The sequence below is a fragment of the Fibrella aquatica genome, assembly GCF_041321135.1.
In the GTDB taxonomy this organism is placed as follows: domain Bacteria; phylum Bacteroidota; class Bacteroidia; order Cytophagales; family Spirosomataceae; genus Fibrella; species Fibrella aquatica.
The window spans coordinates 566,323-588,454 of record NZ_JBGGWF010000003.1 but is presented as its reverse complement, the minus strand read 5'-3'; the positions used below and the strand labels follow the sequence as shown (position 1 = coordinate 588,454).

Annotated in this window: 14 protein-coding genes; 5 read left to right on the top strand and 9 right to left on the bottom strand. The window is 51.9% G+C overall.

Annotation, left to right across the window (positions count from 1 at the left end; translation table 11 throughout):
- Positions 1-26 precede the first annotated feature (26 nt).
- Positions 27-1,787 (top strand): phospho-sugar mutase, encoded by a 1,761-nt coding sequence (locus ACAW87_RS10100; RefSeq protein ID WP_370723255.1) that lies wholly within the window; start codon positions 27-29, stop codon positions 1,785-1,787.
- Between the two features lie 191 nt (positions 1,788-1,978).
- On the opposite strand, the gene ACAW87_RS10095 is transcribed toward ACAW87_RS10100, so the two are convergent.
- Both ACAW87_RS10095 and ACAW87_RS10090 read right to left on the bottom strand, forming a co-directional pair.
- Entirely contained in the window at positions 1,979-4,900 is a 2,922-nt protein-coding gene (locus tag ACAW87_RS10095; protein WP_370723254.1) for a T9SS type B sorting domain-containing protein, read from the bottom strand.
- Positions 4,901-5,082: 182 nt separating this feature from the next.
- On the bottom strand, positions 5,083-6,648 hold the full coding sequence (locus ACAW87_RS10090) for an acyl-CoA carboxylase subunit beta (protein WP_370723253.1): 1,566 nt from the start codon (positions 6,646-6,648) through the stop codon (positions 5,083-5,085).
- A 237-nt stretch (positions 6,649-6,885) separates the two neighbouring features.
- On the opposite strand from ACAW87_RS10090, the gene ACAW87_RS10085 reads away from it, so the two are divergent.
- Together ACAW87_RS10085 and ACAW87_RS10080 are read left to right on the top strand one after the other, a co-directional pair.
- Positions 6,886-8,340: a Gfo/Idh/MocA family protein gene (locus ACAW87_RS10085; protein WP_370723252.1), complete on the top strand. Its 1,455-nt coding sequence runs from the start codon at positions 6,886-6,888 to the stop codon at positions 8,338-8,340.
- Between the two features lie 228 nt (positions 8,341-8,568).
- Positions 8,569-9,624: a redoxin domain-containing protein gene (locus ACAW87_RS10080; protein WP_370723251.1), complete on the top strand. Its 1,056-nt coding sequence runs from the start codon at positions 8,569-8,571 to the stop codon at positions 9,622-9,624.
- Positions 9,625-9,634: 10 nt separating this feature from the next.
- Here ACAW87_RS10080 and ACAW87_RS10075 read toward each other — a convergent pair whose 3' ends face one another.
- On the bottom strand, positions 9,635-10,954 hold the full coding sequence (locus ACAW87_RS10075; RefSeq protein WP_370723250.1) for a TlpA family protein disulfide reductase: 1,320 nt from the start codon (positions 10,952-10,954) through the stop codon (positions 9,635-9,637).
- A 177-nt stretch (positions 10,955-11,131) separates the two neighbouring features.
- Here ACAW87_RS10075 and ACAW87_RS10070 point away from each other — a divergent pair, with 177 nt between their 5' ends.
- A complete protein-coding gene (locus tag ACAW87_RS10070; RefSeq protein ID WP_370723249.1) occupies positions 11,132-11,896 on the top strand; it encodes a PI-PLC domain-containing protein in 765 nt (254 codons plus the stop codon).
- Here the strand turns inward: ACAW87_RS10070 and ACAW87_RS10065 are convergent, their stop codons facing one another.
- The 4 genes from ACAW87_RS10065 to ACAW87_RS10050 form a co-directional block, all read right to left on the bottom strand.
- Positions 11,897-13,060: an outer membrane protein gene (locus ACAW87_RS10065; RefSeq protein WP_370723248.1), complete on the bottom strand. Its 1,164-nt coding sequence runs from the start codon at positions 13,058-13,060 to the stop codon at positions 11,897-11,899.
- 89 nt (positions 13,061-13,149) lie between these two features.
- A complete protein-coding gene (locus ACAW87_RS10060; RefSeq protein WP_370723247.1) occupies positions 13,150-14,358 on the bottom strand; it encodes a hypothetical protein in 1,209 nt (402 codons plus the stop codon).
- A 97-nt stretch (positions 14,359-14,455) separates the two neighbouring features.
- Positions 14,456-16,993 (bottom strand): ATP-dependent Clp protease ATP-binding subunit, encoded by a 2,538-nt coding sequence (locus tag ACAW87_RS10055; RefSeq protein WP_370723246.1) that lies wholly within the window; start codon positions 16,991-16,993, stop codon positions 14,456-14,458.
- Between the two features lie 83 nt (positions 16,994-17,076).
- On the bottom strand, positions 17,077-17,685 hold the full coding sequence (locus ACAW87_RS10050) for a WbqC family protein (protein WP_370723245.1): 609 nt from the start codon (positions 17,683-17,685) through the stop codon (positions 17,077-17,079).
- Between the two features lie 181 nt (positions 17,686-17,866).
- Between ACAW87_RS10050 and ACAW87_RS10045 the strand changes: the two genes are divergently transcribed.
- Entirely contained in the window at positions 17,867-19,861 is a 1,995-nt protein-coding gene (locus tag ACAW87_RS10045; protein WP_370723244.1) for a CocE/NonD family hydrolase, read from the top strand.
- Positions 19,862-19,935: 74 nt separating this feature from the next.
- Here ACAW87_RS10045 and ACAW87_RS10040 read toward each other — a convergent pair whose 3' ends face one another.
- Both ACAW87_RS10040 and ACAW87_RS10035 read right to left on the bottom strand, forming a co-directional pair.
- The gene (locus ACAW87_RS10040; RefSeq protein ID WP_370723243.1) at positions 19,936-20,748 is read right to left on the bottom strand and encodes a lipoprotein signal peptidase; all 813 of its coding nucleotides are present in this window, start codon (positions 20,746-20,748) and stop codon (positions 19,936-19,938) included.
- Positions 20,749-20,847: 99 nt separating this feature from the next.
- On the bottom strand, positions 20,848-22,095 hold the full coding sequence (locus ACAW87_RS10035) for a proline dehydrogenase family protein (RefSeq protein WP_370723242.1): 1,248 nt from the start codon (positions 22,093-22,095) through the stop codon (positions 20,848-20,850).
- Between the last annotated feature and the right edge of the window lie 37 nt (positions 22,096-22,132).

The window sequence follows — 22,132 nt, the reverse complement described above, 5'->3', positions numbered from 1 at the left end:
CTAAGTCTTTAAGCATTTCCTTTTCTATGACTACGCAACAACTTGATGCCACTACCCAACAAAACGTTGATACGTGGCTGACCGGCCCCTACGATGCCGATACCAAAGCCAGCATTCAGCACCTACTCGATAGTGGCAACAATACCGAACTGACCGATTCATTTTACCGGAGCCTCGAATTCGGGACGGGTGGCCTCCGGGGCGTGATTGGCGTTGGCTCGAACCGCATGAATCGCTACACCGTTGGTGCCGCTACGCAGGGTTTTGCCAATTACCTGAACAAATCATTTGCCGGACAGGATATCAGCGTAGCCATTGCGCACGACAGTCGCCGGATGAGCCCGGAATTTGCCCGGATTGCTGCCGACATTTTTTCGGCCAACAACATCAAAGTCTATCTTTTCTCAGCCCTTCGCCCCACGCCTGAACTGTCGTTTGCCATTCGTCAGCTAGGCTGCCAGGGTGGTGTTGTGGTCACGGCATCGCACAACCCGCCTGAGTATAACGGCTATAAGGTATACTGGAATGACGGTTCGCAGGTGGTGTCGCCGCACGACAAGAATATCGTGGATGAAGTGAGCGCCATTTCCAGCATCGATGACATTAAGTTCGACGGTGTTGAGAGCAAGATTCAGCTTATCGACGAAGAAGTTGACGCGCCCTATGTAGAACGGGTGAAATCGAATGCCGTAAACCCCGATGTGATTGCCCGGCAGGCGGATCTGAACATTGTGTTCACGCCTATTCACGGCACCGGCATTACCATGGTACCCCGTGCCCTGGAAGCGTTGGGCTTCACCAACGTAAGCGTTGTAGCCGCACAGGCCGAACCCGATGGCAATTTCCCGACGGTGAAATCGCCAAACCCGGAAGAGCGCGCCGCTATGCAAATGGCCCTCGATCAGGCATTGGCTCAAAACGCCGATCTGATCATTGCCACCGACCCCGATGCTGACCGCGTAGGCGCCGGTGCCCGGAACCATCATGGCGAGTTTGAGTTGCTGAATGGCAATCAGATGGCCAGCCTTATCATTTTCTACCTGCTTCGTGCCTGGAAAGATGCGGGGAAACTGACCGGCAATGAGTTCGTTGCGAAAACTATCGTTACCACTGACTTGATCGACAAGTTGTGCGAGCAGTATGGCGTAACCTGCTACAACACGCTGACGGGCTTTAAATACATTGCGCAGGTTATTCGCGAGCTGGAAGGCAAACAGCAGTTCATTGGCGGTGGCGAAGAAAGCTATGGTTACCTCATCGGTGATTTCGTGCGCGATAAGGACGCCATTGCTTCCTGCACGATGATTGCCGAACTAACCGCCGATGCCAAGGACAAAGGCCTCAGCCTGTTCGACCTGTTGATGGAAATGTATCAGCAGACAGGCTTCTACTACGAATCGCTGGTTTCGCTGACCAAGAAAGGAAAAGCGGGTGCCGAAGAAATTCAGCAGATGATGGTCGATTTCCGGGCCAACCCACCCAAAGAAATCGCCGGATCGCCGGTTGTTCGGGTCGACGATTACGATGCATTAACCCGGCTCGATATGGCTTCGGGCCAAACCACTACGATCGAGTCAGGTACGTTAGGTATTGAATCGTCGAACGTGTTGCAGATTTTTACGGCCGACGGCACGAAAGTATCGGCCCGTCCATCGGGTACCGAGCCCAAAATCAAATTCTACGTCAGTGTAAACGAGCCGCTCCCCAGCAAAGAAGCTTTCGACGACACCTACGCCGCCCTGAAGGCCAAAGTACAGCGGGTTATCGATGAGCTGAATTTGAAGTAGACAGTTTGTAGTTTGTAGTCCGAGGTTTGTGGTTGCGCTGCTCTGGCCAATTTCTAGCTGATCATCAACGCAACTACAAAATTTAAGGGTTTGTTGTTTGTGGTTCGAGGTTTGTAGTTGCGCTGCTCAGGCTAATTCCTGGTTAATCAGCAGCGCAACTACAAACCTCGAACCACAAACAACAAACCCCTTTACCGCATACTCACCCCATCGCGGATGAGTTGCACGTAGCCTTTGGTGGTTTGCACCGGGCCGCCGCGGGTAAGGCCGGCAAAACGGGCGGTCACTTCGTAGTAGTAAACACCGCCGGGCAATGGATTGCCGTTCTGAGTCGTACCCGGCCAGTTGACAACAGGGCCAGTTGACTGATAGACCCGAGCGCCCCATCGGTTATACACCACAAACTCTACCGTTTCCACAAAGCGCGGGCAATCCAGCGGCCGGAAGGTATCGTTTTTACCGTCGCCGTTGGGCGTAATCACGTTGGGCACGGCGAAGTAGGGGCAAATATCTTTGCACACCCGATTGCTAGGCTCACTCTCCGTGCCCTTCGTATTGACCGCTGTCACATAATAGCAACCCGCCACTGTGCTTAGGCTCTGGTGCAGAAACGTGGTTATTGGCGCATTCACCGTGGCAATCTGCCGCAGGCTATCCCCTTCATACCGGGCGTAATAAATATTGTACGACACCACCCGCGTGTCGCAGGTACGTCCCCCCACAGATACCGGATACTGCCAGTTGAGCGTGTTCGTAAACGTCGACTGGGCGCATAAGGCATCCGGGGCCAGCGACGGACAGTCCAGCAGGTCGATCGTCAGGTTGGGCGGACAGGGGCGTGTGGTATCGGTCGGGCTGGCGCATTGTATCTGGCTAAAGTTATACAATAGCCCTCCCGTTTTGGCCCGAATGGTAGCGTCGGCATACGTCCCCACCGTTTCTATCCGGTAACAGTAGCTACTATCCGGCGATAACGCACCACTGGTGATACCATCCTGTGCAAACGTATCTCCACCCCTATCGGCATAGGTATAACTGGCTGGTCCGGTGACGGGCACGGTAGCCACCAGGTTGAACGGACCATTTGGTCCAGTGCGCGAGCGATACACCCGGTGCGTCTGATTGTCGTTGCTCCAGGGAGTGGTTACCGCCCAGCTAAGATTGACACCATTGGCCACCGGCGTGGTGGTCAGTCGCACACTGGTGGCTGCTTCCGTAGCATCCTGACGAACCAGTTGCCCAGCGGGATTAGTCACAAAAAACTCCAGCCGGTACGTGTAGGCCGTTCCCTCTGTATTCAATCCGCGATCGACAAATACTGTATCGCCCACGGGTTGCAGACTGGTTTGAATGGCGGTCACCTGAGTAAACTCGGTGCCCGACAAGCCCGGTGCGCGGAACAGGCGGTACTCGAACGGACCACCTCCATCGGCAGGGTTCAGGCCGATAGGACGAATCCAGCGCACAGTGATGACACCACGCATGGCACCCGTTGCCGGACCGGTACTGTCGACGGTGACGTTAGTGAGTACGGGAGCCAGCAAGGGAAGGGCCAGGCAAAACTCAGCCGACACTACACTTTCGCCCCCTACCGGAAGCGGATACTGGGCTACAATGCGGTAGCTGTAAGACACCCCCCGACGCAGACCTGTTGTATCGGTAAACGTGGTGGCTGTAAGTGGTACCCGACCAATGCGGGTGTAGCCGGACAGAATACCGGTGAAGCAGGGCGGAACTGGTCGGTTATCGCACCCCTCTTTGCGGTAGACCAACATCTCGGCTGGGGCCTGATCAGCGCCGCCAGGAGGACTACATGAATAAGGAGACCAGGTAAGCTGAATAGCCCGGCCAGACGCGTTGCCTACCGTGACTCCCCGACCTGTCAGGTTTTGCGGACGTGGCCCGATAAGTTGAATACCAAAGGTGGCAAACGAAGCCAGCGATGGAGCCCGGTTAGTGGGCTGATCGGTGGCCTTGATCGTAATCTGGTAAGGCTCCTGCCGAATCTGGGCGCAAATAGTCTGCCAGTTGAACACACTGGTAGCGGGTGAGGCCTGACCAACTCCATTAGGCGTCAACGTGGCATAAGGCGCAGGAATAACAGGCGGGTTGAAAAGCACATTATCAGGTGATCGGTTGAACGGCCCACCAAAACCTTGTATCACTACCCGGTTACCGTCGGGATCGACTACGCGGATATTCTGGGTAATCAACGTACCTGCCTCGGCGCAGATATCGGCGATAGGGTCAATGAGCGGTCGTCGGTTATTAGCATCCAGCACAATGACCTGCACGTCGCGGACAATTTCTCCGATCAATACGCCACTTCGCCACTCTTCAATAACGAAGGCGTAATTATACTGGCCTGCTTCCACAGGTGCATCCCAGCATACATCACCGGTAATGGGATTGACCGTGAACGTAGCCGGGCTTCCCCCCGCTTCGTTTCTTCCCGGTGCCTGAATCTGGTTGGGTAACTGATACTGCGGAACAGCTAGTGACCGACAGATTGCCCCATCGGAAGAGTACTGCGGAATAGCAATGCGGTAAGCAAGGCTATCACCGTCGGGGTCGTAAGCAGCCGGGTTGTGGCAGTATTTCTGACCAATCCGGGCGGTGTCGACGGGTGGGTTCAGCAACACAGGATTGCTGTTGAACCCCAATGACGCATTGGCAGAGATCGTAGTGGTAACGAAGAAGTTAACATCTAAAGACGCCCCGTTGCGAATATTACGCGTGCCATCATTCCGGTTCACAATCCGGGCAGAGATGGAGTACACCCCTGGACCAGGATACGTGTAAATAACCCGGTAGATATTGATGGATGTTCCTCTGTTCAAAGGCCGAATAGACTCACGTGGTACTTGCCGAGATGGTGTGCCATCCCCAAAACAAAAATCTACGTTGTCGGCTGCTTGTGCCGCTCCACTCCCTTCGATAATGTCATAATAGGCAGTAAGGGTAATTTCGTAAGTTAGTCCGGCGCCTGGTCTGTTGAGTCGCCGTGTAGTAATCTCACCAGCTCTTACGTGGGTAGCCTGCACCACCGTTGGCAATAACAGGCTAATACCCAGCACCAGGGCCAGTAGCCAGCCAGTATAACTCGCTCTCATATGTAGGGTAGTCGTTTTATAGAGTAAACGATATTAGCCGTCAAAAGGATATAGGGCGTTTAGGGTTTAGCGTTTAGTGTTTGACCGGTCCGCCGGTGCGGTTGCTCTGCTGGATTACCATGTCGTAAGCAGGCAGAGCAACCGCACCGGCGGACCGGTCAAACACCAAAACCCAAACTCCCTTATAATGGAATATTGCCGTGCTTCTTCCGGGGCAGGGTAGCTACTTTGTTTTCGAGCATCTGGAAAGCCCGGAGTAGTTTGTAGCGGGTTTCTTCGGGGTAAATCACCTCATCGATGTAGCCCCGGTGGGCGGCCCGGTATGGATTGGCGAATTTCTCGGTGTACTCCTGCACCTTCTCCTGAAGCTTAGCCTGCGGGTCTTCCGCTTCGGCAATCTCCCGCTTGAAAATGATCTCGGCGGCTCCGCTTGCGCCCATCACCGCAATTTCGGCGGTTGGCCAGGCAAAATTCAGATCGGCACCGATATGCTTTGAATTCATGACGTCGTAGGCCCCGCCGTAGGCTTTGCGCGTGATCACGGTTACGCGGGGAACGGTGGCTTCGCAGAAGGCATACAGCAGTTTGGCTCCGTTGGTGATGATGCCGTTCCACTCCTGATCGGTGCCGGGCAAAAAGCCAGGTACGTCTTCCAGCACCAGCAGCGGCACGTTGAAACAGTCGCAGAAGCGCACGAACCGGGCCGCCTTAGTACTCGCCTGAATATCGAGCACACCCGCCAACACGGCCGGCTGATTGCCCACCACGCCAATACTTCGTCCACCAATGCGGGCAAAACCAACCACAATGTTCTCGGCAAAATTCTTATGTACTTCCAGAAACGAATCGGTATCGACCAGCGCATCAATCACTTCGCGCATATCGTAGGGCTGGTTCGGATTGTCGGGAATAATATCGTTCAGGGCCGGTCTGCTTTCGCCGTCGGGGCCAGCTTCATCATACGGAAGCATAGGCGGCTGATCTTCACAGTTCTGCGGAATATAACTTAACACCTGCTTGAGATGCTGAATGCAGGCCAGTTCATTGGCGCACGAAAAATGGGTTACACCCGATTTGGTGCTGTGGGTGCTGGCACCGCCCAATTCTTCGGCCGTTACTTCTTCGTGGGTAACGGTTTTTACCACATTGGGGCCGGTCACGAACATGTAGCTCGTGTTTTCGACCATGAAAATAAAATCGGTAATGGCCGGGCTATACACCGCTCCACCCGCACAGGGACCCATTACAGCCGACAACTGCGGGATAACGCCCGAAGCGCGGGTGTTTCGGTAGAAAATATCGGCGTATCCGGCCAGCGAAAGTACGCCTTCCTGGATTCGGGCACCGCCAGAGTCGTTGAGCCCAATAACCGGCGCTCCGTTTTGCATCGCCAGATCCATCAGTTTGCAGATCTTCTCGGCGTGGGTTTCCGACAAGGCACCACCGAAGACCGTGAAATCCTGCGCAAAAACATAGGTCAGGCGCCCGTTTACGGTACCGTAGCCCGTCACCACGCCATCGCCAAGGTAATATTCTTTGTCAAGCCCAAAGTCTTTGGTCCGGTGCATCACAAACTTCCCGATCTCCTGAAACGAGCCTTCATCCATCAGAAGGGCAATGCGTTCACGGGCGGTTAATTTCCCTTTAGCATGTTGCGCATCGATACGTTTCTGGCCGCCACCCAGCAGGGCTTCAGCGTTCTTGCGGTCGAGGGTATCTGTTTTTCCGGGCTTGGTCAATGATTCCATGTAATCGGCTTAGGTAAAGAATGTGCTGTTGGCAAAAGTAGATCAGAAGCATAACAAAAAATAGGGCATCCGGGCCTGATTCAGGTACGTTACCTGACAGGAAAGAGAACACAGATCACCATTCAGCGGAGTGATTCACGTGAATTTCGCAACGTCAATCAGGTAAGGCGGCCATGTTTCTGTCTTTCTATTCTGAAATACGTCACGTTTACTAACCGACTTCAACAACGTTGATTCATGAGTCAGATCAATAAGCCTACCGACGCAACGCGGCGGAAATTTCTTCAAACCGGCGCACTAGCGGCGACTTCGTTCTTTATTGTGCCCCGCCATGTGCTTGGCAAAGGATTTATTGCCCCTTCCGATAAACTGAATATTGCCGGTGTAGGTATTGGCGGTAAAGGGTCGTCGGACGTTAACAATGCCTTCAACAAGGGCGCCAACAACATGGTGGCCCTGTGCGATGTGGACTGGGGTCGGAACAAAGCAAACTTTGAAAAGCACCCCAACGCCGCCAAATACAAGGATTTCCGGCAGATGCTCGACAAGGAAGCGAAAAATATCGACGCCGTTACGGTCTCTACCGCCGACCATTGCCACGCCGTTGTTGCCATGGCGGCTATGCAGTTGGGCAAACACGTGTACGTGCAGAAGCCCCTGACGCACAATATCTACGAAGCGCGCATGCTCACCGAAGGAGCCCGTAAGCATAAGGTGGTGACGCAAATGGGTAATCAGGGAGCCTCGAACCCCGACCAGAACAAGATGGTGGAGTGGTTCGACAAAAACCAGATCGGCACCGTACACACCGTTCACCTCTGGACAAACCGCCCTGTGTGGCCACAGGGCATTCCGGTACCCAAAACAGCGGCCGACGTACCTAGCGACTTGAATTGGGATACCTGGATCGGGCCTGCTTCGCCGGTTGGCTATTCGCCCGCTTACCATCCGTTCAAATGGCGCGGCTGGTGGAATTTCGGCGCTGGTGCCTTGGGCGATATCGGTTGCCACATCATGGATACACCTTTCCGGGTGCTTGGGCTGGGTTACCCAACCGAAGTAGAATGCAGCGTTGGCTCGGTATTCCTGAAAGACTGGACGCCCGAATATATTCCCGAAGGTTGCCCCCCTTCATCGCAGGTACAGCTGATGTTCCCGGCTTCGTCGAAGAACAAAAAACCGGTGCGCATGACCTGGGCCGATGGTGGCATCCGGCCATTCCGTCCCGAAATGCTTCCGCTCGATGCGCCACTCAGCGATGAAGGCGGCGTGATCATGATTGGCGACAAAGGAATTATCACCTGCGCCATGTACGGCACCAATCCCCGCCTGTACACGAAAGGAAGTGGCAGCACCTATACACTGTCGCAGGAGCAAAGCACGCCGCAGAGTCTGCCTGAGTGGGGACATCAGATGTTGTGGACAGAAGCCTGCAAAGCCGGTTTCAACAGCAAAGAGCACAAAGCCCTAACGTCATCATTCGACTTTGCCGGACCACTCACCGAGTCGGTTCTGATGGGTAACCTTGCCATTCGCAGCGCCAACCTTCGCACCGATAAAGGAAACAATAAGTTCGACTACATCGGCCGTAAAAAGCTGTTGTGGAATGGTAAAGACATGAAGATCACGAACCTCGACGAAGCCAACCAATTCGTCTCCCGCCAATACCGCGACGGCTGGAAGTTAGTATAGCATAGCGCGTTGAAAGATCGAAGCCCCCTTTTGCCATAGGTTGAGGGGGCTTTTTTATTTACTCGTGGTTTGCCAATTTAATTATTCGATTATCGTGGATAAGGAGCGCTTTTGAAAGAGTACTGATCAGGTACGTACCGTGCTGTGACATTGCACGCTATTGTGCCTGACTCCCCCAACCTATTCAACCCAATTCGGGTCCGACGATTGTACTCTCGTTACTCTTCAATGGAAAAAACATTCTTCGCGGCTACCCTATTCCTTTTAGGTATCCTGAACCTGCTTCAGTCCGCACCCACGATGGCGCAGGCAACACGCAGTCGATTTACGCTGGTCGGCACCATCAATAGACCAAATGGAACCATTCAACTCATCCCGATTGGTGGTAAAGAAAGTCACCCGATTACGACAGGTACGTATCAGACCACAATCGTTGATGGCCGCTTCACGTTTACGGGTAATGCGCCGTACCCGTTGGCCTTCATGATTGCCAATTTCCCGGAATATGTGTCTAATCCATTCATCGTCGAAGCGGGTACACAATCGATTCAGTGCAACGCCGATTCTATCCGGGAGATTCCCCGCATCGACAATCGAAGTATGCGGGAGTTAGGAGCCGCACCGGTCAATTTTTTCGCCAGGCTGATACTGGGAACCCAACAGAAAAAGAACCTGCTAGCCTTCGCAAAGCAGCATCCCGATTCGTACGTTGGTCTCTGGGCAACCGTGCAATTGCTGGATCACGGGTACGATCCGCTCCTCGATTCAACGTACCTGGCCTTTGCGCCTTCGCTCAAAAAGACGTTTACGGGTACACATCTAGGCAAACTGTTGGCATCGGCTCGCATCGCCGCCATCGGTAAGGTATTCCCAACCGTTACACTCCGTACGGTCGATGACAAGCCGGTTCAACTAACAAGTCCAAAACAAGCGCGCTACACGTTAGTCGATTTCTGGTTTAGTCATTGTGGTGCCTGCATCGATCAATTTCCAGCACTCAAATTACTATTCGACAAGTATCCACGAGTTGATTTCAACATTGTTCAGATTTCGATCGATAAGCAGTCGGAGGTGGCCCTTTGGAAAAAGACGATTCAACGCCACGAACTTCCCTGGACGCAGTACCTCGATGAATCCGCCAAATTCACGTCCGGTGTCTTAGCCATCAACGCTTTCCCCAGCAACTTTCTGCTCGACCAGCAGGGACGCATCGTTCGGCGGGACGTTCGCATGGAGGAGTTGACGAAATTCCTTACTGATAACGTATCTACCTCAACGAAGTGACAATCAGGTTCTAGTCCGGGCGAGTCAGTTCGTGCAACTTCTTTTTCAGCTCCTCACCATGCAAATTCCGGGCAACGATAATCCCGTTTGGGTCGAGTAATATAGACGTTGGAAACGAGGTAACCTGATAGCGATCGGCTAATTTGTTAGTATCGTCCGACACAATCTGGGGCCATGTCAGGTGCCGGGTACGCGCAAACTGACGTACCTGCTCGGGTGTGTTATGACAGGCAATACCTAAGAACGCCACCTGCTTTTTGTCGACCGATTCATACACCTTTTTCAGCGCAGGCAACTGTTCTATACAGCCTCTACACCAGATACCCCAGAAATCGATGTACACATATTTTCCATGTAGATCAGTCAGCGAAAGCAATTTCCCCGTGCTGACATCGCGGGCAGAAAATGACTTGAATGGCCGTCCAACTTGCAGGGAGTGTGACGAATTTATGGCTGTAGCATCTGTGGTTTCCAGCGTTAGCCGGTTGTGATACATATTGACACCCCGGTTCAGATACGGCACCCCACCAATGTCTATGACCTCGCCCGGCTTCACCACTTTCTGCGGGTCTACTTTTCCAGACGAAAGCACTGATGCGGGTAGGCAGAGCTGGGCAGACTCAAAACTGGGACGACCAGCACCCGAGGCAATATATACGTCGTGCGTTTCATCGCCCTGCTGAATGGCCGCCACGGCGTACTGCGGAGAACCGTACACAAAATCCCCCTTTATCAGGCCGACAACCAGCGGCACTTGTGCGCTCAGAATCTTTCCCTCCCTGTATGTCTCGTATTGCACCATCCGGGTGTTAGCCAGCTTGTCAGGAATTGGCTGCATGGGAATTGGTTCAGGATACACAGGTGTTTCATTGCTGAAGTCCAGGTCGTTATTCGTGTCCATCATTATGGCCCACTTTCCCCGGCTTTCATCAAAGCCTTTGATGATGTAAACAAAGCACTTGATCGGAGTGGCCGACAGTTGAGACGTATCGGGGGTCCATTTCCATTCCTTCTGAAAAAACTGGTAGTCGGCCAACGTAATCTTTCCTGACTTTACATATTGGTAGACCAACTGATGGGAATCGAGCCACACCCTTGTCTGGGTCAATCGGCTCCAGTTCCTAGGTTTTCCGGTTAACGAACAGGCTAATTTTCCCCATACCGGTGTGTCAGGTGATTCGGGACTCAGGATACCAAACGACGGATAAAAAGGGCCAAATCCTTGTTTGATAGTGATCGGCAATTGGGTTGACTGAATGGTATCGGTCGACTGTTTACTACAACCGATGAGTAGGCACGAAATCAGGGCCAGCGAATAATAATACGGCATCGGGTAGGTACGTAGTTAGTTACAGACGTTTCGTAGCTGATCTTAAGTATACACAATATACCAACTTCTTTTCCGATTGAGGCGTCTAAATTGGTTACTCTTGAATTGGCCCACCAGTTTGCCAATTAAGCAGTGTACCTTAACAACACTCTTTTCTTGCCTGTCCCTTATCAACACATGCGATATTCCCTACTTCAACCACTCCTGTTTGTTAGTTTACTGTCAACAGGTGCCGAAGCTCAGCAGGTTTTTGCTCATAATGATTACGATAAGCCTCAGCCGTTGGTTAGAGCATTGGCTGCTCAGGCTGATTTTATTGAAGCCGACATTCATTTGCGGAACGGGAAACTGGTGATTGCTCACGAAAAAGAACAGGCCGATACCGCTACCCGAACGCTTGAGGAGCTTTACATCAAACCAATGGTTGCTCTGTTTGCGCAACATCAGGGACGTATCAGCGCTGACCGAAAATACGCCCCTACGCTAGTGCTGGACTTGAAAGATAAAGCCGAGGATATGCTTCCTCAGCTCATCGCGCTGCTCGAAAACAACCTGACAGTGTTTAACCGGGGCCTATCGCCCACGGCCATACGGGTTGTTATCAGCGGCAACCGCCCCCGCCCCGAATTCTACCTCGACCAGCCAACCTATTTGTTTTTCGACGGTCGACCCAGCGAACTGTACGATGAAGAAACAGCCAAACGCGTGGCCCTCATTTCGGATAACTTCCGGTCGTATGCACAATGGGATGGGAACGGCGACGTACCTGACGAGGATAAAGCAAAACTGAAACGCATCATCAAACGGGCGCACGAAGCTGGTTGCCCCATCCGCTTCTGGAACGCACCCGACCAACCCGAAGCCTGGAAAAAGCTGCGTAAACTCGGTGTCGACATCATCAACACCGATAAGGTTGCCGAGTGCGTTACCGCCATGAAGTGATTATAGCGAATAGGCTACCGATATATTCGACAGCGTGGTGGCCCGAGCGTTGATCGTGTAATTGGAAATAACCGAGCCCTCTCCTTCTGTGGGATACCAGTTGTAGCGCCCATCCAGTGACCCCAGTGTTGTCTGAATAATGAACCGCTCACCAGCCATATAGGCTAACCCGGCGCTGACACTTGCCCCTACATGACGTGCCCCTACAGTATTACTAGCCACCGACCTATCTATTCCGTATCCTCCGCTACCCTCTATGAATGGTCGTAACCGGCTTATGCCCATGTAGGAACGAACAAAGAGATTGGCTGTTGCTGCATACCCTACCGCACCCGGTGCATCGGCATTTCCCTGACGATTGGCCGAATAACCAAGAGCCAGACCGACCAGCCTGTTGTTACTCACAAAATACCCGGCCGATAAACCCGTTGTAGCCGTCGACTGACGGGATGTACCAGTATCTTCAGTAGTCTGGCTATTTCCTGAAGAAGAAGCTGATGCGCCGAGCAACCAACGCCCTTTTTGTGTCTGTGGCGCGGTGAAGTCAGACAAATTAGAGGTTGTTGCCCTTTGTTTTCCGGCTAGAATAGCCACACCAAAATTAGCGTTGTACAACCCCGTCGGAAAATCATTGCTGATGCCCGCTTCGATGGCAATCCGGTTTGTGAGCGTGTAAAGTGCTCCAACCTGTCCGTTTAGTCTCAATTGCCAGTTCGACGATGAGGCAGTCGATTCTCTAACAATAGTACCACCCGAGAACGCGCGATCATTATATCTGGATTTGAAAAGATTGCCACCCAGGCCACCACCTGCATATACATGAAGCCGATCCAATATAGGCCAGTATCGACGTAGGAGAAGCCCTGCTTCTACGCTAAATGAAGGCGCAGTAATTGAACTTGTGAAGTTCAAGCCATCCGACTTTGCTTCACCATAGGTATAGCTAAACCCTCCCGTGTACCCAAATAGCCAATTGTCTTTGACAAAATGGCCGCGATTAACCAGAAAACCTGCTGAATACGTAGTGATCTTATTATCATCAAGATTGCCTCTGTTGAACGAGAGATTGACACTTCCCGACGTAATGGATTGCCCCTTTTGTGTTTGTGCAAACGTTGGCAAGGCAACCATAGCGCCGACAACGAGCGTGAAAAGCTTTTTCATAATGAGTCTGTTTATTGCCATTTAATGCAACCAAACGTACTCATTGTTTAACAAGATATATTATTAATTCGTGTTAAATCTATTTAAAGTCACAAAAACACGTAGGTCAGGGAAAAGGCCGGGCGTAGTGACAGGCTCAAATCAGTAGTGTTTCTACTGTCTTCACTAGACTGGTTCACGTTCCATTCACGGCCTATGCCGCCTATTTCGCCTTCCACAATAAAACGGGTGCCAAGCAGATACGCCAGACCTCCACTCAGCCGCCAGTTGTAGCCTTCTGCACTCGATTCGGCGGTAGCCGCGCCGGAGATTTGTTCACTACGCCAGCCCACACGCCCCGCCACATAGGGACCAAACTGCCTTTTCGACAGGTATTTTTTGGCAAACGGCTCAACGCCGATTGATCGGGTGAGTACGCTCCCCGTTTGGGTATTGGTGGGCGAACGGTTGAACTCATTCGTTAATTCCTGTTGCCGAAATGGTACGGCCACGCCTACTACCCATCGTTTACCCGACATGTAGCCCACCGAGGGGCTAAAGGCGAACTGTTGCGTAATTTGCCGTTGAACGGTCGTTAACTGATCGCTGCCCGATGTCAGTTGCTGCCGGTTGCTACCTGCTTCAAACGTGCCGCCTACCACCCAGTTGCCCGATAGCAGTTGATTCTGTACTCGCTTCGACGAGATCACGTTACGTTTGTCAGGCACATCGGTCAAGACAACCAGCCCCAGGTTCAGGTTAGTAAACGCTACGGGTGCCAACCCCGACCGGGTGCTCAATTCCAGCCCCCACCGCGATGTAATAGCATAAAGCATACCCGCCTGAAATTCCGGGCTCAACCGCCATTGCGTTGATTCCTGCTCAGAAACGCGCTGCTGCGTGTTGGCCGTAAATAGCCGATCGCGACCATACGAGACGGCCAGTCCACCGCCAACGTACCCACGCAAGGTGCCTTCGCCCCAGAAACGCCGCAAAAAAGGAGTGGCGCCAAAGCTCGTTTGGCGCGAATCGGTGAGGGCATCGAAGTTGAATCCCTGCCGGTTCAAATCCCGATTTCGGGTTAGCCCGAGGTCGGCTCCCGCCAGCAGGTTATCGCGCAGGAAGGTACCCTGTGTCAGCAAAATTGTGAGTGTAGACTGCTCAGCCGTATTCTGAAACGACTCATTGTTACGCTGCTGCCAGCCCACTCTACCCGACCACCAACCCACGCCTTTCTCTGTTTGAGCCAGCACCAAATGGCTATTAAACACCTGAATCAGGAAGAATAAAGACGCGAAAAGTTGTACAGAATATTTCATACATCGATTTAATAGATATATAGAGCGTATTCTTACAACGAAAAACCCCGGACAGTGATGCACCATCCGGGGTTTTGTTTATGAAACGGGACTCTGCTTATTCAGCTACTGTCTCCGGTTTTTTCACGTTAATCGTCAGCGATTCGCCTTCGCCACTGTAGTCGGCCTGAATTACGTCGCCCTCCTTCAACTCGCCTTTCAAAATTTCTTCAGCGACGGGATCTTCGAGGTAACGCTGAATGGCACGGGCCAATGGACGGGCACCATACTGCGGGTCGTAGCCTTTCTCGGCCAGGAAGTCTTTCGCCTTCTCGGTGAGTTCAACGTTGTACCCCAGGTTTAGTACGCGGCCCAGCAACTTGCCAAGCATCAAGTCGATGATGTGGTGAATATCTTCACGTTGCAGTGAGTTAAACACAATCACATCGTCGAGACGGTTGAGGAACTCAGGCGAGAACGCTTTTTTGAGCGCCGACTGAATGGTAGCCTTCATGACTTCATCCTGGCTTTCGGCAGAACGCTTCGAAGCAAAACCGATACCGGCACCAAAATCTTTCAGGTCACGTACCCCAATGTTTGAGGTCATGATGATGATCGTGTTCCGGAAGTCGACGCGGCGACCCAGACCATCGGTCAGAATACCATCGTCGAGCACCTGCAACAGAATGTTGAACACATCCGGGTGCGCTTTTTCGATCTCATCCAGCAGCACAACTGAATAAGGCTTGCGACGAATTTTCTCCGTCAACTGACCACCTTCTTCGTAGCCTACATAGCCTGGAGGTGCACCAACCAGCCGCGATACGCTGAATTTCTCCATGTATTCCGACATGTCGATCCGAACCAGCGCATCGTCTTTGTCGAACAGGTACGTTGCCAGCACTTTCGCCAGTTCGGTTTTACCTACACCCGTTGGACCGAGGAAGATAAACGAACCGATTGGTTTTTTGGGATCTTTCAGACCAACGCGGGTACGTTGAATGGCTTTCACGAGTTTGTCGATCGCCGACTGCTGCCCGATTACTTTGCCTTTCAGTTCGTCGCCCATCCGAACGAGTTTCTTACCCTCGTCGTTAGATACGCTCGTCACGGGAATACCAGTCATCATGGCCACCACTTCGGCCACGTTTTCTTCGGTCACCGTGTAGCGGCGCTTCTTGGTATCTTCTTCCCAAGCCTGCTTGGCACGGTCCAGTTGATCGATCAGGCGCTTCTCCTTATCGCGGAGTTGAGCGGCCTCTTCGTACTTCTGGCTTTTCACCACCTGGTTTTTCTCCTTCTTGATATTCTCGATCGACTCTTCGAGCTTCAGAATATCTTCGGGAACAGTGATGTTGCTGATGTGTACGCGGGCACCTACTTCATCCATTACGTCGATGGCTTTATCGGGCAGGAACCGGTCAGAGATATAACGCTCCGACAGTTTTACCGATGCTTCGATAGCCTCAGGCGTATAGTTTACGTGGTGGTGATCTTCGTACTTATCCTTGATGTTGTGCAGGATTTCGATGGTTTCATCGATCGACGTAGCATCCACCATCACCATCTGGAAACGACGGGCCAAAGCGCCATCTTTCTCGATGTACTGACGGTATTCATCCAGGGTAGTAGCACCAATACATTGAATGTCGCCGCGCGCTAAAGCAGGCTTGAACATGTTCGAGGCATCGAGCGAGCCGGAGGCACCACCTGCACCCACGATCGTGTGCAACTCATCAATGAACAGAATGACCTCGGGCGATTTTTCGAGCTCGTTCATTACAGCCTTCATCCGCTCTTCGAACTGACCACGGTATTTGGTACCGGCCACCAGAGAAGCTAAATCCAGGGTAACGACGCGCTTGCCAAACAGCACCCGCGATACTTTTTTCTGAACGATACGAAGAGCAAGACCTTCGGCGATGGCCGTTTTACCAACACCAGGCTCGCCGATCAGAATCGGGTTATTTTTCTTACGGCGGCTCAAAATCTGGGCTACGCGTTCGATTTCTTTTTCACGACCAACGATTGGGTCGAGCTTGCCGATTTCGGCAAATTTAGTGAGATCACGGCCAAAATTATCGAGTACAGGTGTACGCGATTTCTCTGAGCCTTTGTCTTTACCCTGCCCGGTGCCGCTACCACTGCCGCCGCCAAACATACCCCGAGAGGCTTCGTCGTCGTCGTCGGTATCATGCGCCATATTGGGCTGAGTTCCGGTTGATTGATATTCCAGCATCTCCTTGATTACTTCGTAGTTGACGTTGAATTTGTGCAGAATCTGCGTGGCAACGTTGTCTTCGTCGCGCAGAATCGACAGTAACAGGTGTTCTGTGCCGATCAGCGGGCTCTTGAAAATCTTCGCTTCTAAGTACGTAATCTTCAGGGTTTTCTCCGACTGACGGGTCAGGGGGATATTAGCCAGATTTTTAACGTTATTGGTTGCGGTTCCTTTCGTGGCTTGTTCGATAGTGATGCGCAGTTCGTCGAGTGAAATCGACAATTTCTTGAGCAGCCCCACCGCCACGCCTTCGCCCTCGCGAATCATGCCCAGCAGCAAGTGTTCGGTACCGATATAGTCGTGACCGAGCCGCAAAGCTTCCTCCCGACTGAGAGAAATAACTTCTTTTACGCGGTTTGAGAATTTTGCTTCCATTCGCTTGGGGTTCCTAATCGTATTAGCGTCTTACTGAAATAACGTATTTTAATTTGGGTTTGTTCAGGGGAGTTAATCACTCTTTAACTCATTGTTTCTCCCGCAAACATCAAGTCTAATACACTGAGATTTGGTACAAATTCAGCACCAAAGTTTTGCTGATAAGCGGGTATTGGACCAAACAGTCCAATTTCGGTATGTTGACCCGGTTCAAAGAGTGAACGGGCGTCAAAAACGCCGGTTTCAGGCGTCTTTTCATACCATTCTGTCAGGCTTATCGGAGTACTCAATCGGAGCCACTTCCGACACAATGTCAGTAGCGACCAATTCAGGTCAAATAATAACGGAGGGTGCTGCTTTAAAATTTGTTCTATCTCCGGCATCAGGTATTCAAAATACGGCGATTTAGCGTAAGCCGATTGCAAACAGCGCAGGTGCCGGTCAATCCAGTGTTGGCTATAGTCAATCTGTACGTCACGAACCGGTTGCCGGCGGTTACTATTCAGTACAGGTACGGTCAGGCAATCGATTTTATTACTGGTCAGTACATAGCAACGGTTACGGTAGCTTTGCTTTTGGTAGTTCTCGTAGGCCTCAATCAGTACTTGATCGGCATTAGCCATTCCACGCATCACATCGAGGCAAGGAAAGTAATGCAGGTCAATTAGTAAGGTGTATGGGGGCGTTATCAAGTGTTTTGAATGAGTTCGATTTCCCAACTAACGAAAAAATTAGATTCACTCAAGCACATACACCATTTTTAATTCAAATCACCCTTACAATTGCACTTTTACGCTATTCAAGAAGACATTTCACAGAACTCGGATACGAGCTATTCATTGTAATTTTGTTCCTGTAACATACACTCCTCCAATGAACTTTCGCGTACTCGCCGGGCTGTCGTTTTGGCTACTCGCTTCCTGCACCTTCGCACAGTCTCCAGCCGACACAGCCTTTGTTCGCGCCAATTACACAAAGATCGATCGGCAGATTCCGATGCGCGATGGCACCAAACTCTATACGGTTATTTATGTACCAAAGGATGCGTCGTCGGCAAAGCCGTATCCGTTTCTGATGGAACGTACCCCCTACTCGGCAGGCCCCTACGGCGAAACAAACTACCCCAAACAAGGCCCCGGCCCATCACCAGAACTCTCGCGGGAGAAATTCATCTTCGTGAATCAAGACGTTCGCGGTCGCTACATGAGCGAAGGTCAGTTCGAAGAGATGACTCCGGGCGAATCCACGCCAGGTCAGAATACGCCCAGTTCATCACCACATCAGAAACCCCGGCCCGCCCGGTCGGCTCGCAAATCGACATCCAACGCTAACCCCGCTGTGGCGGGGCAGGCTGTACCTGCGGGGCCAACCGACGAAAGTACCGATACCTACGATACGGTAGAATGGCTATTGAAGAACGTACCCAACAACAATGGGCGCGTAGGCATCATGGGCATCTCCTACCCCGGTTTCTACGCCACAGCAGCCCTGCCCAACGCGCATCCGGCTATTAAGGCCGTTTCGCCACAGGCACCGGTCACCGATGAGTTCATGGGCGATGATGCACGGCACAATGGCGCATTTTTCCTGCTCGACAATTTCTCGTTCATGAATTATTTCGATGCTCCGCGCACCGGACCAGTCCAGGATTATCCCGAAGTGTTCAGCTACAAAGCCAAAGACGCGTATCAGTTCTTCCTTGACCTTGGGCCCCTGAAAAATGCCAATGGCCCCGCTTATTACAACAACAAGGGGAAGATCTGGAATGAATACCTGGCGCACGAAACCTACGATGCCTATTGGCAAAGCCGCGACATTCGGCGGCATCTTGGTCAGGTACGTTCCGGTGCTACGCCGCCAGCTACGCTCGTTGTGGGTGGGTGGTACGATGCCGAAGATTTATTCGGTGCCCTGAATACGTACCAAACGCTGGAGAAGAACGCCAATAACCGAAATCAACTGGTGATGGGGCCGTGGACCCACGGAGCCTGGGCACGCCGCGAATGGACGTCTTTCGGCGACTTTCAGTTTGGCAGCAACACCGCCAAAATGTACCGCGATTCGGTGGAAACGCCGTTTTTCCTGTATCACCTGAAAGATCAGGGGCGCTACGTACCCACCGAAGCCCGCATGTTCGACACCGGTGCGAATCAGTGGCGCACGTTCGAGACCTGGCCGCCTAAAGCCGCTACCGAGCAGTCGTTCTTTCTATCGGCCAATGGCAAACTGAACTCCACCTTCAACGGCAACCCCGCTGTCGCTCTGGAATACGTCAGCGACCCGGCCAAACCAGTGCCTTATACAGACGGGACCTGGGCGCGCCGGAACAATGCTTACATGATCGAAGACCAGCGTTTCGCAGCCCGACGGCCCGACGTAGTAGTATTTCAAACCGAACCGCTCGCAACTGATCTTACGTTGGCCGGCCCCATTACCGTTGACTTACGGGTAGCAATGACAGGCAGTGATGCTGATTTTATCGTAAAGCTCATCGACGTACTGCCCGACACTACAGCCAACCGACCCGTCGGACCGCCTGGCCCAAACTCAAAGAACATCACGATGGGTGGTTATCAGCGGCTGGTACGTGGCGATGTGATGCGGGGAAAATTCAGAAGATCGATGGAGAAGCCGGAAGCCTTTGTGCCGGGTCAAACCACGCCTGTAACTTTTACGCTGAACGACGCTCTTCACACGTTCAAAAAAGGACACCGCCTCATGGTTCAGGTGCAATCATCGTGGTTTCCGCTGGTCGACCGGAACCCGCAAACCTTCGTCAATATCAGTACGGCATCAGAAGCTGATTTCAAAAAGAATACGATCCGGATCGGCACGGATTCCTCAGTGAAGTTGACAGTGTTGAAGTAAGTACGTTCTCGTATTATAAAAAGAGGGTCATCACCGTGTGGTAATGACCCTCTTTTCATGGCAACATCAATTATTTAAGCCTCTTTCTCTTTCAATGGCTCGTCTGAAACCGGGAATGGCTTATCCGTTGACGATGGTGAGGGTATGTCTTCAGTAGCCGGTTGTTCAACGCTGGCGTTGGTTTCGGGTGTAGTGTGCACTTCCTGTACCTCATTAGTGCTCAATTCATGGGTAGCTTCATACATCGGCAAAACCGACTCATTGTTAGCATCAGGCTCATCGGCGAGCAAGCCTTCGCGTTCAGCCTGTAGTTGATAAAACCGGCGTTGGAAGAACAGAATCAGGCAAACGCCCACGAAGATGCAGGCATCGGCAAAGTTAAAAATGGGCATGGAGAAGTAGCTGCCGCCCCAGACTGGTATCCATCGAGGTAGAACGCCTTCCCACAGATCAAAGAAAATAAAGTCGATTACCTGACCGTGAAACCAGGGAGTTGGGGCTCCATAGGGTGCGTTATGCAGGTAAACTCCGTAGAACGTGCTGTCGATTACGTTGCCAATGGCACCGGCTAAAATCAGGGCCATGGCGTAGAGTAAGCCATTTGGAGCACCGTGTTTAGCCAGATAAACCAGATACCATCCGATACCCACCATAGCAAACAACCGGAAAATGCTTAGAACCAGCTTCCCGTACTGGTGATTCAGCTCCATCCCAAACGCCATGCCGGGGTTAAGTACGTACTGGAATTTGAACCAGTCGCCAATCACATTGATCGGCATATACAGGTGCTCCTGCATATACTGGAGAATCCAAAGTTTGGACGCCTGATCAATACCAATCAGCACTAACGCCAGCAAAAAAAAACGGATCGGGTTTTTCTGAATCATAGAAAAAGGGTCCAAAGTTCACCGTCTAAAGTCCAAAGTTGTGCTGCCTTGGCACACTTACAGCAGAGCAACCTTGGACTTTAGACGGTGAACTTTGGACTAATTTTTACAGCCTTTACGGCGTTCGAGCTCGCTTTTCACGAGGGTAAATTCACGACTGCTTTGACCGGCTATTGATTTATTCTCTTCGGCCCGGCGGAATAAGTAGGGCATCACTGCCTCTACGGGGCCATAAGGAACGTACTTGGCCACGTTATAGCCCGAGTTTGCCAGGTTATACGAGATATTGTCGCTCATGCCAAGCAACTGGGCAAAGAAAATGTGGGGGTCATTTGGCGCAATACCCATGCGCTTCATCAGGGCAATCGTGTACTGGCAGCTATACTCGTTATGTGTGCCTAAGCAGATCGACACTTCATCACGGTTTGATAAACAGAAGTCGATAGCGCGGTTGAAATCGCGGTCGGTATCTTCTTTCGTTGCCTGAATCGGATCCTGATATTCGTCTTCGTGCGAACGAATGCGTTCTTTTTCCAGATAAGCTCCCCGAACTAGTTTGGCTCCCAGCAGGTATCCTTTTTCGCGGGCCTGTTCGGTTGCTTTCACCAGTTGATCATACATCTCCCAACGGTACATCTGGTACGTATTATACACCACACAACGCTCATGGTTGTAGCGGTCCATCATGTCGTAGGCCAAACAGTCGATTGTGTCCTGAATCCAGCTTTCCTCTGCGTCTATGAAAATACGAACATTACGCTCGTGAGCCCGATTACAGAGCGTATTTACCCGCTCCCGCACGCGTTCAAAAGCAGCCTGTTCAGCTTCGGTCAACTGATCGCCGCGTTGCACGGCTTCGAGCAACTCTGTTTCGGCAAGGCCAGTGACCTTGAAGACAGAAAACGGAATATCAGCCGACTCGCTGGCGCGTTCTATGGTGCGCAGGATTTCCAGTACCGTGCTGTCGAAGCACTTCTCATTCTCTTCACCCTCAATGGAGTAATCGAGGATAGTACCAACTTGCGCCGTGTGCAGGTCAGAGATTGTTTTCTCACAATCGCGGATAGATTCACCTCCGCAGAACTGTTCGAAAACGGTCATCTTGATGAGCTTTTTAATGGGAAGCTGTAACTTGAAGGCCAGTTTTATAAAAAAAGTCCCTACTTTTACGAGCCATCCTTGGTTCATCAACGCAAAGAGCCAGTACGTTTTTCGAAGTTTGAAATTCGACTGGGAAGAGAAGGCAATCGACGTGTCCTCAAAAGATACCGGCTGAGTTACAGTAGTTCCCTGTGGAACTTGAGCCGATTGGACGGGGGATGTGATTAGATTACTTCGGTTCGACATAGTCAATGCGCCGTCTCCGGTGCGTTCGCCATACGGT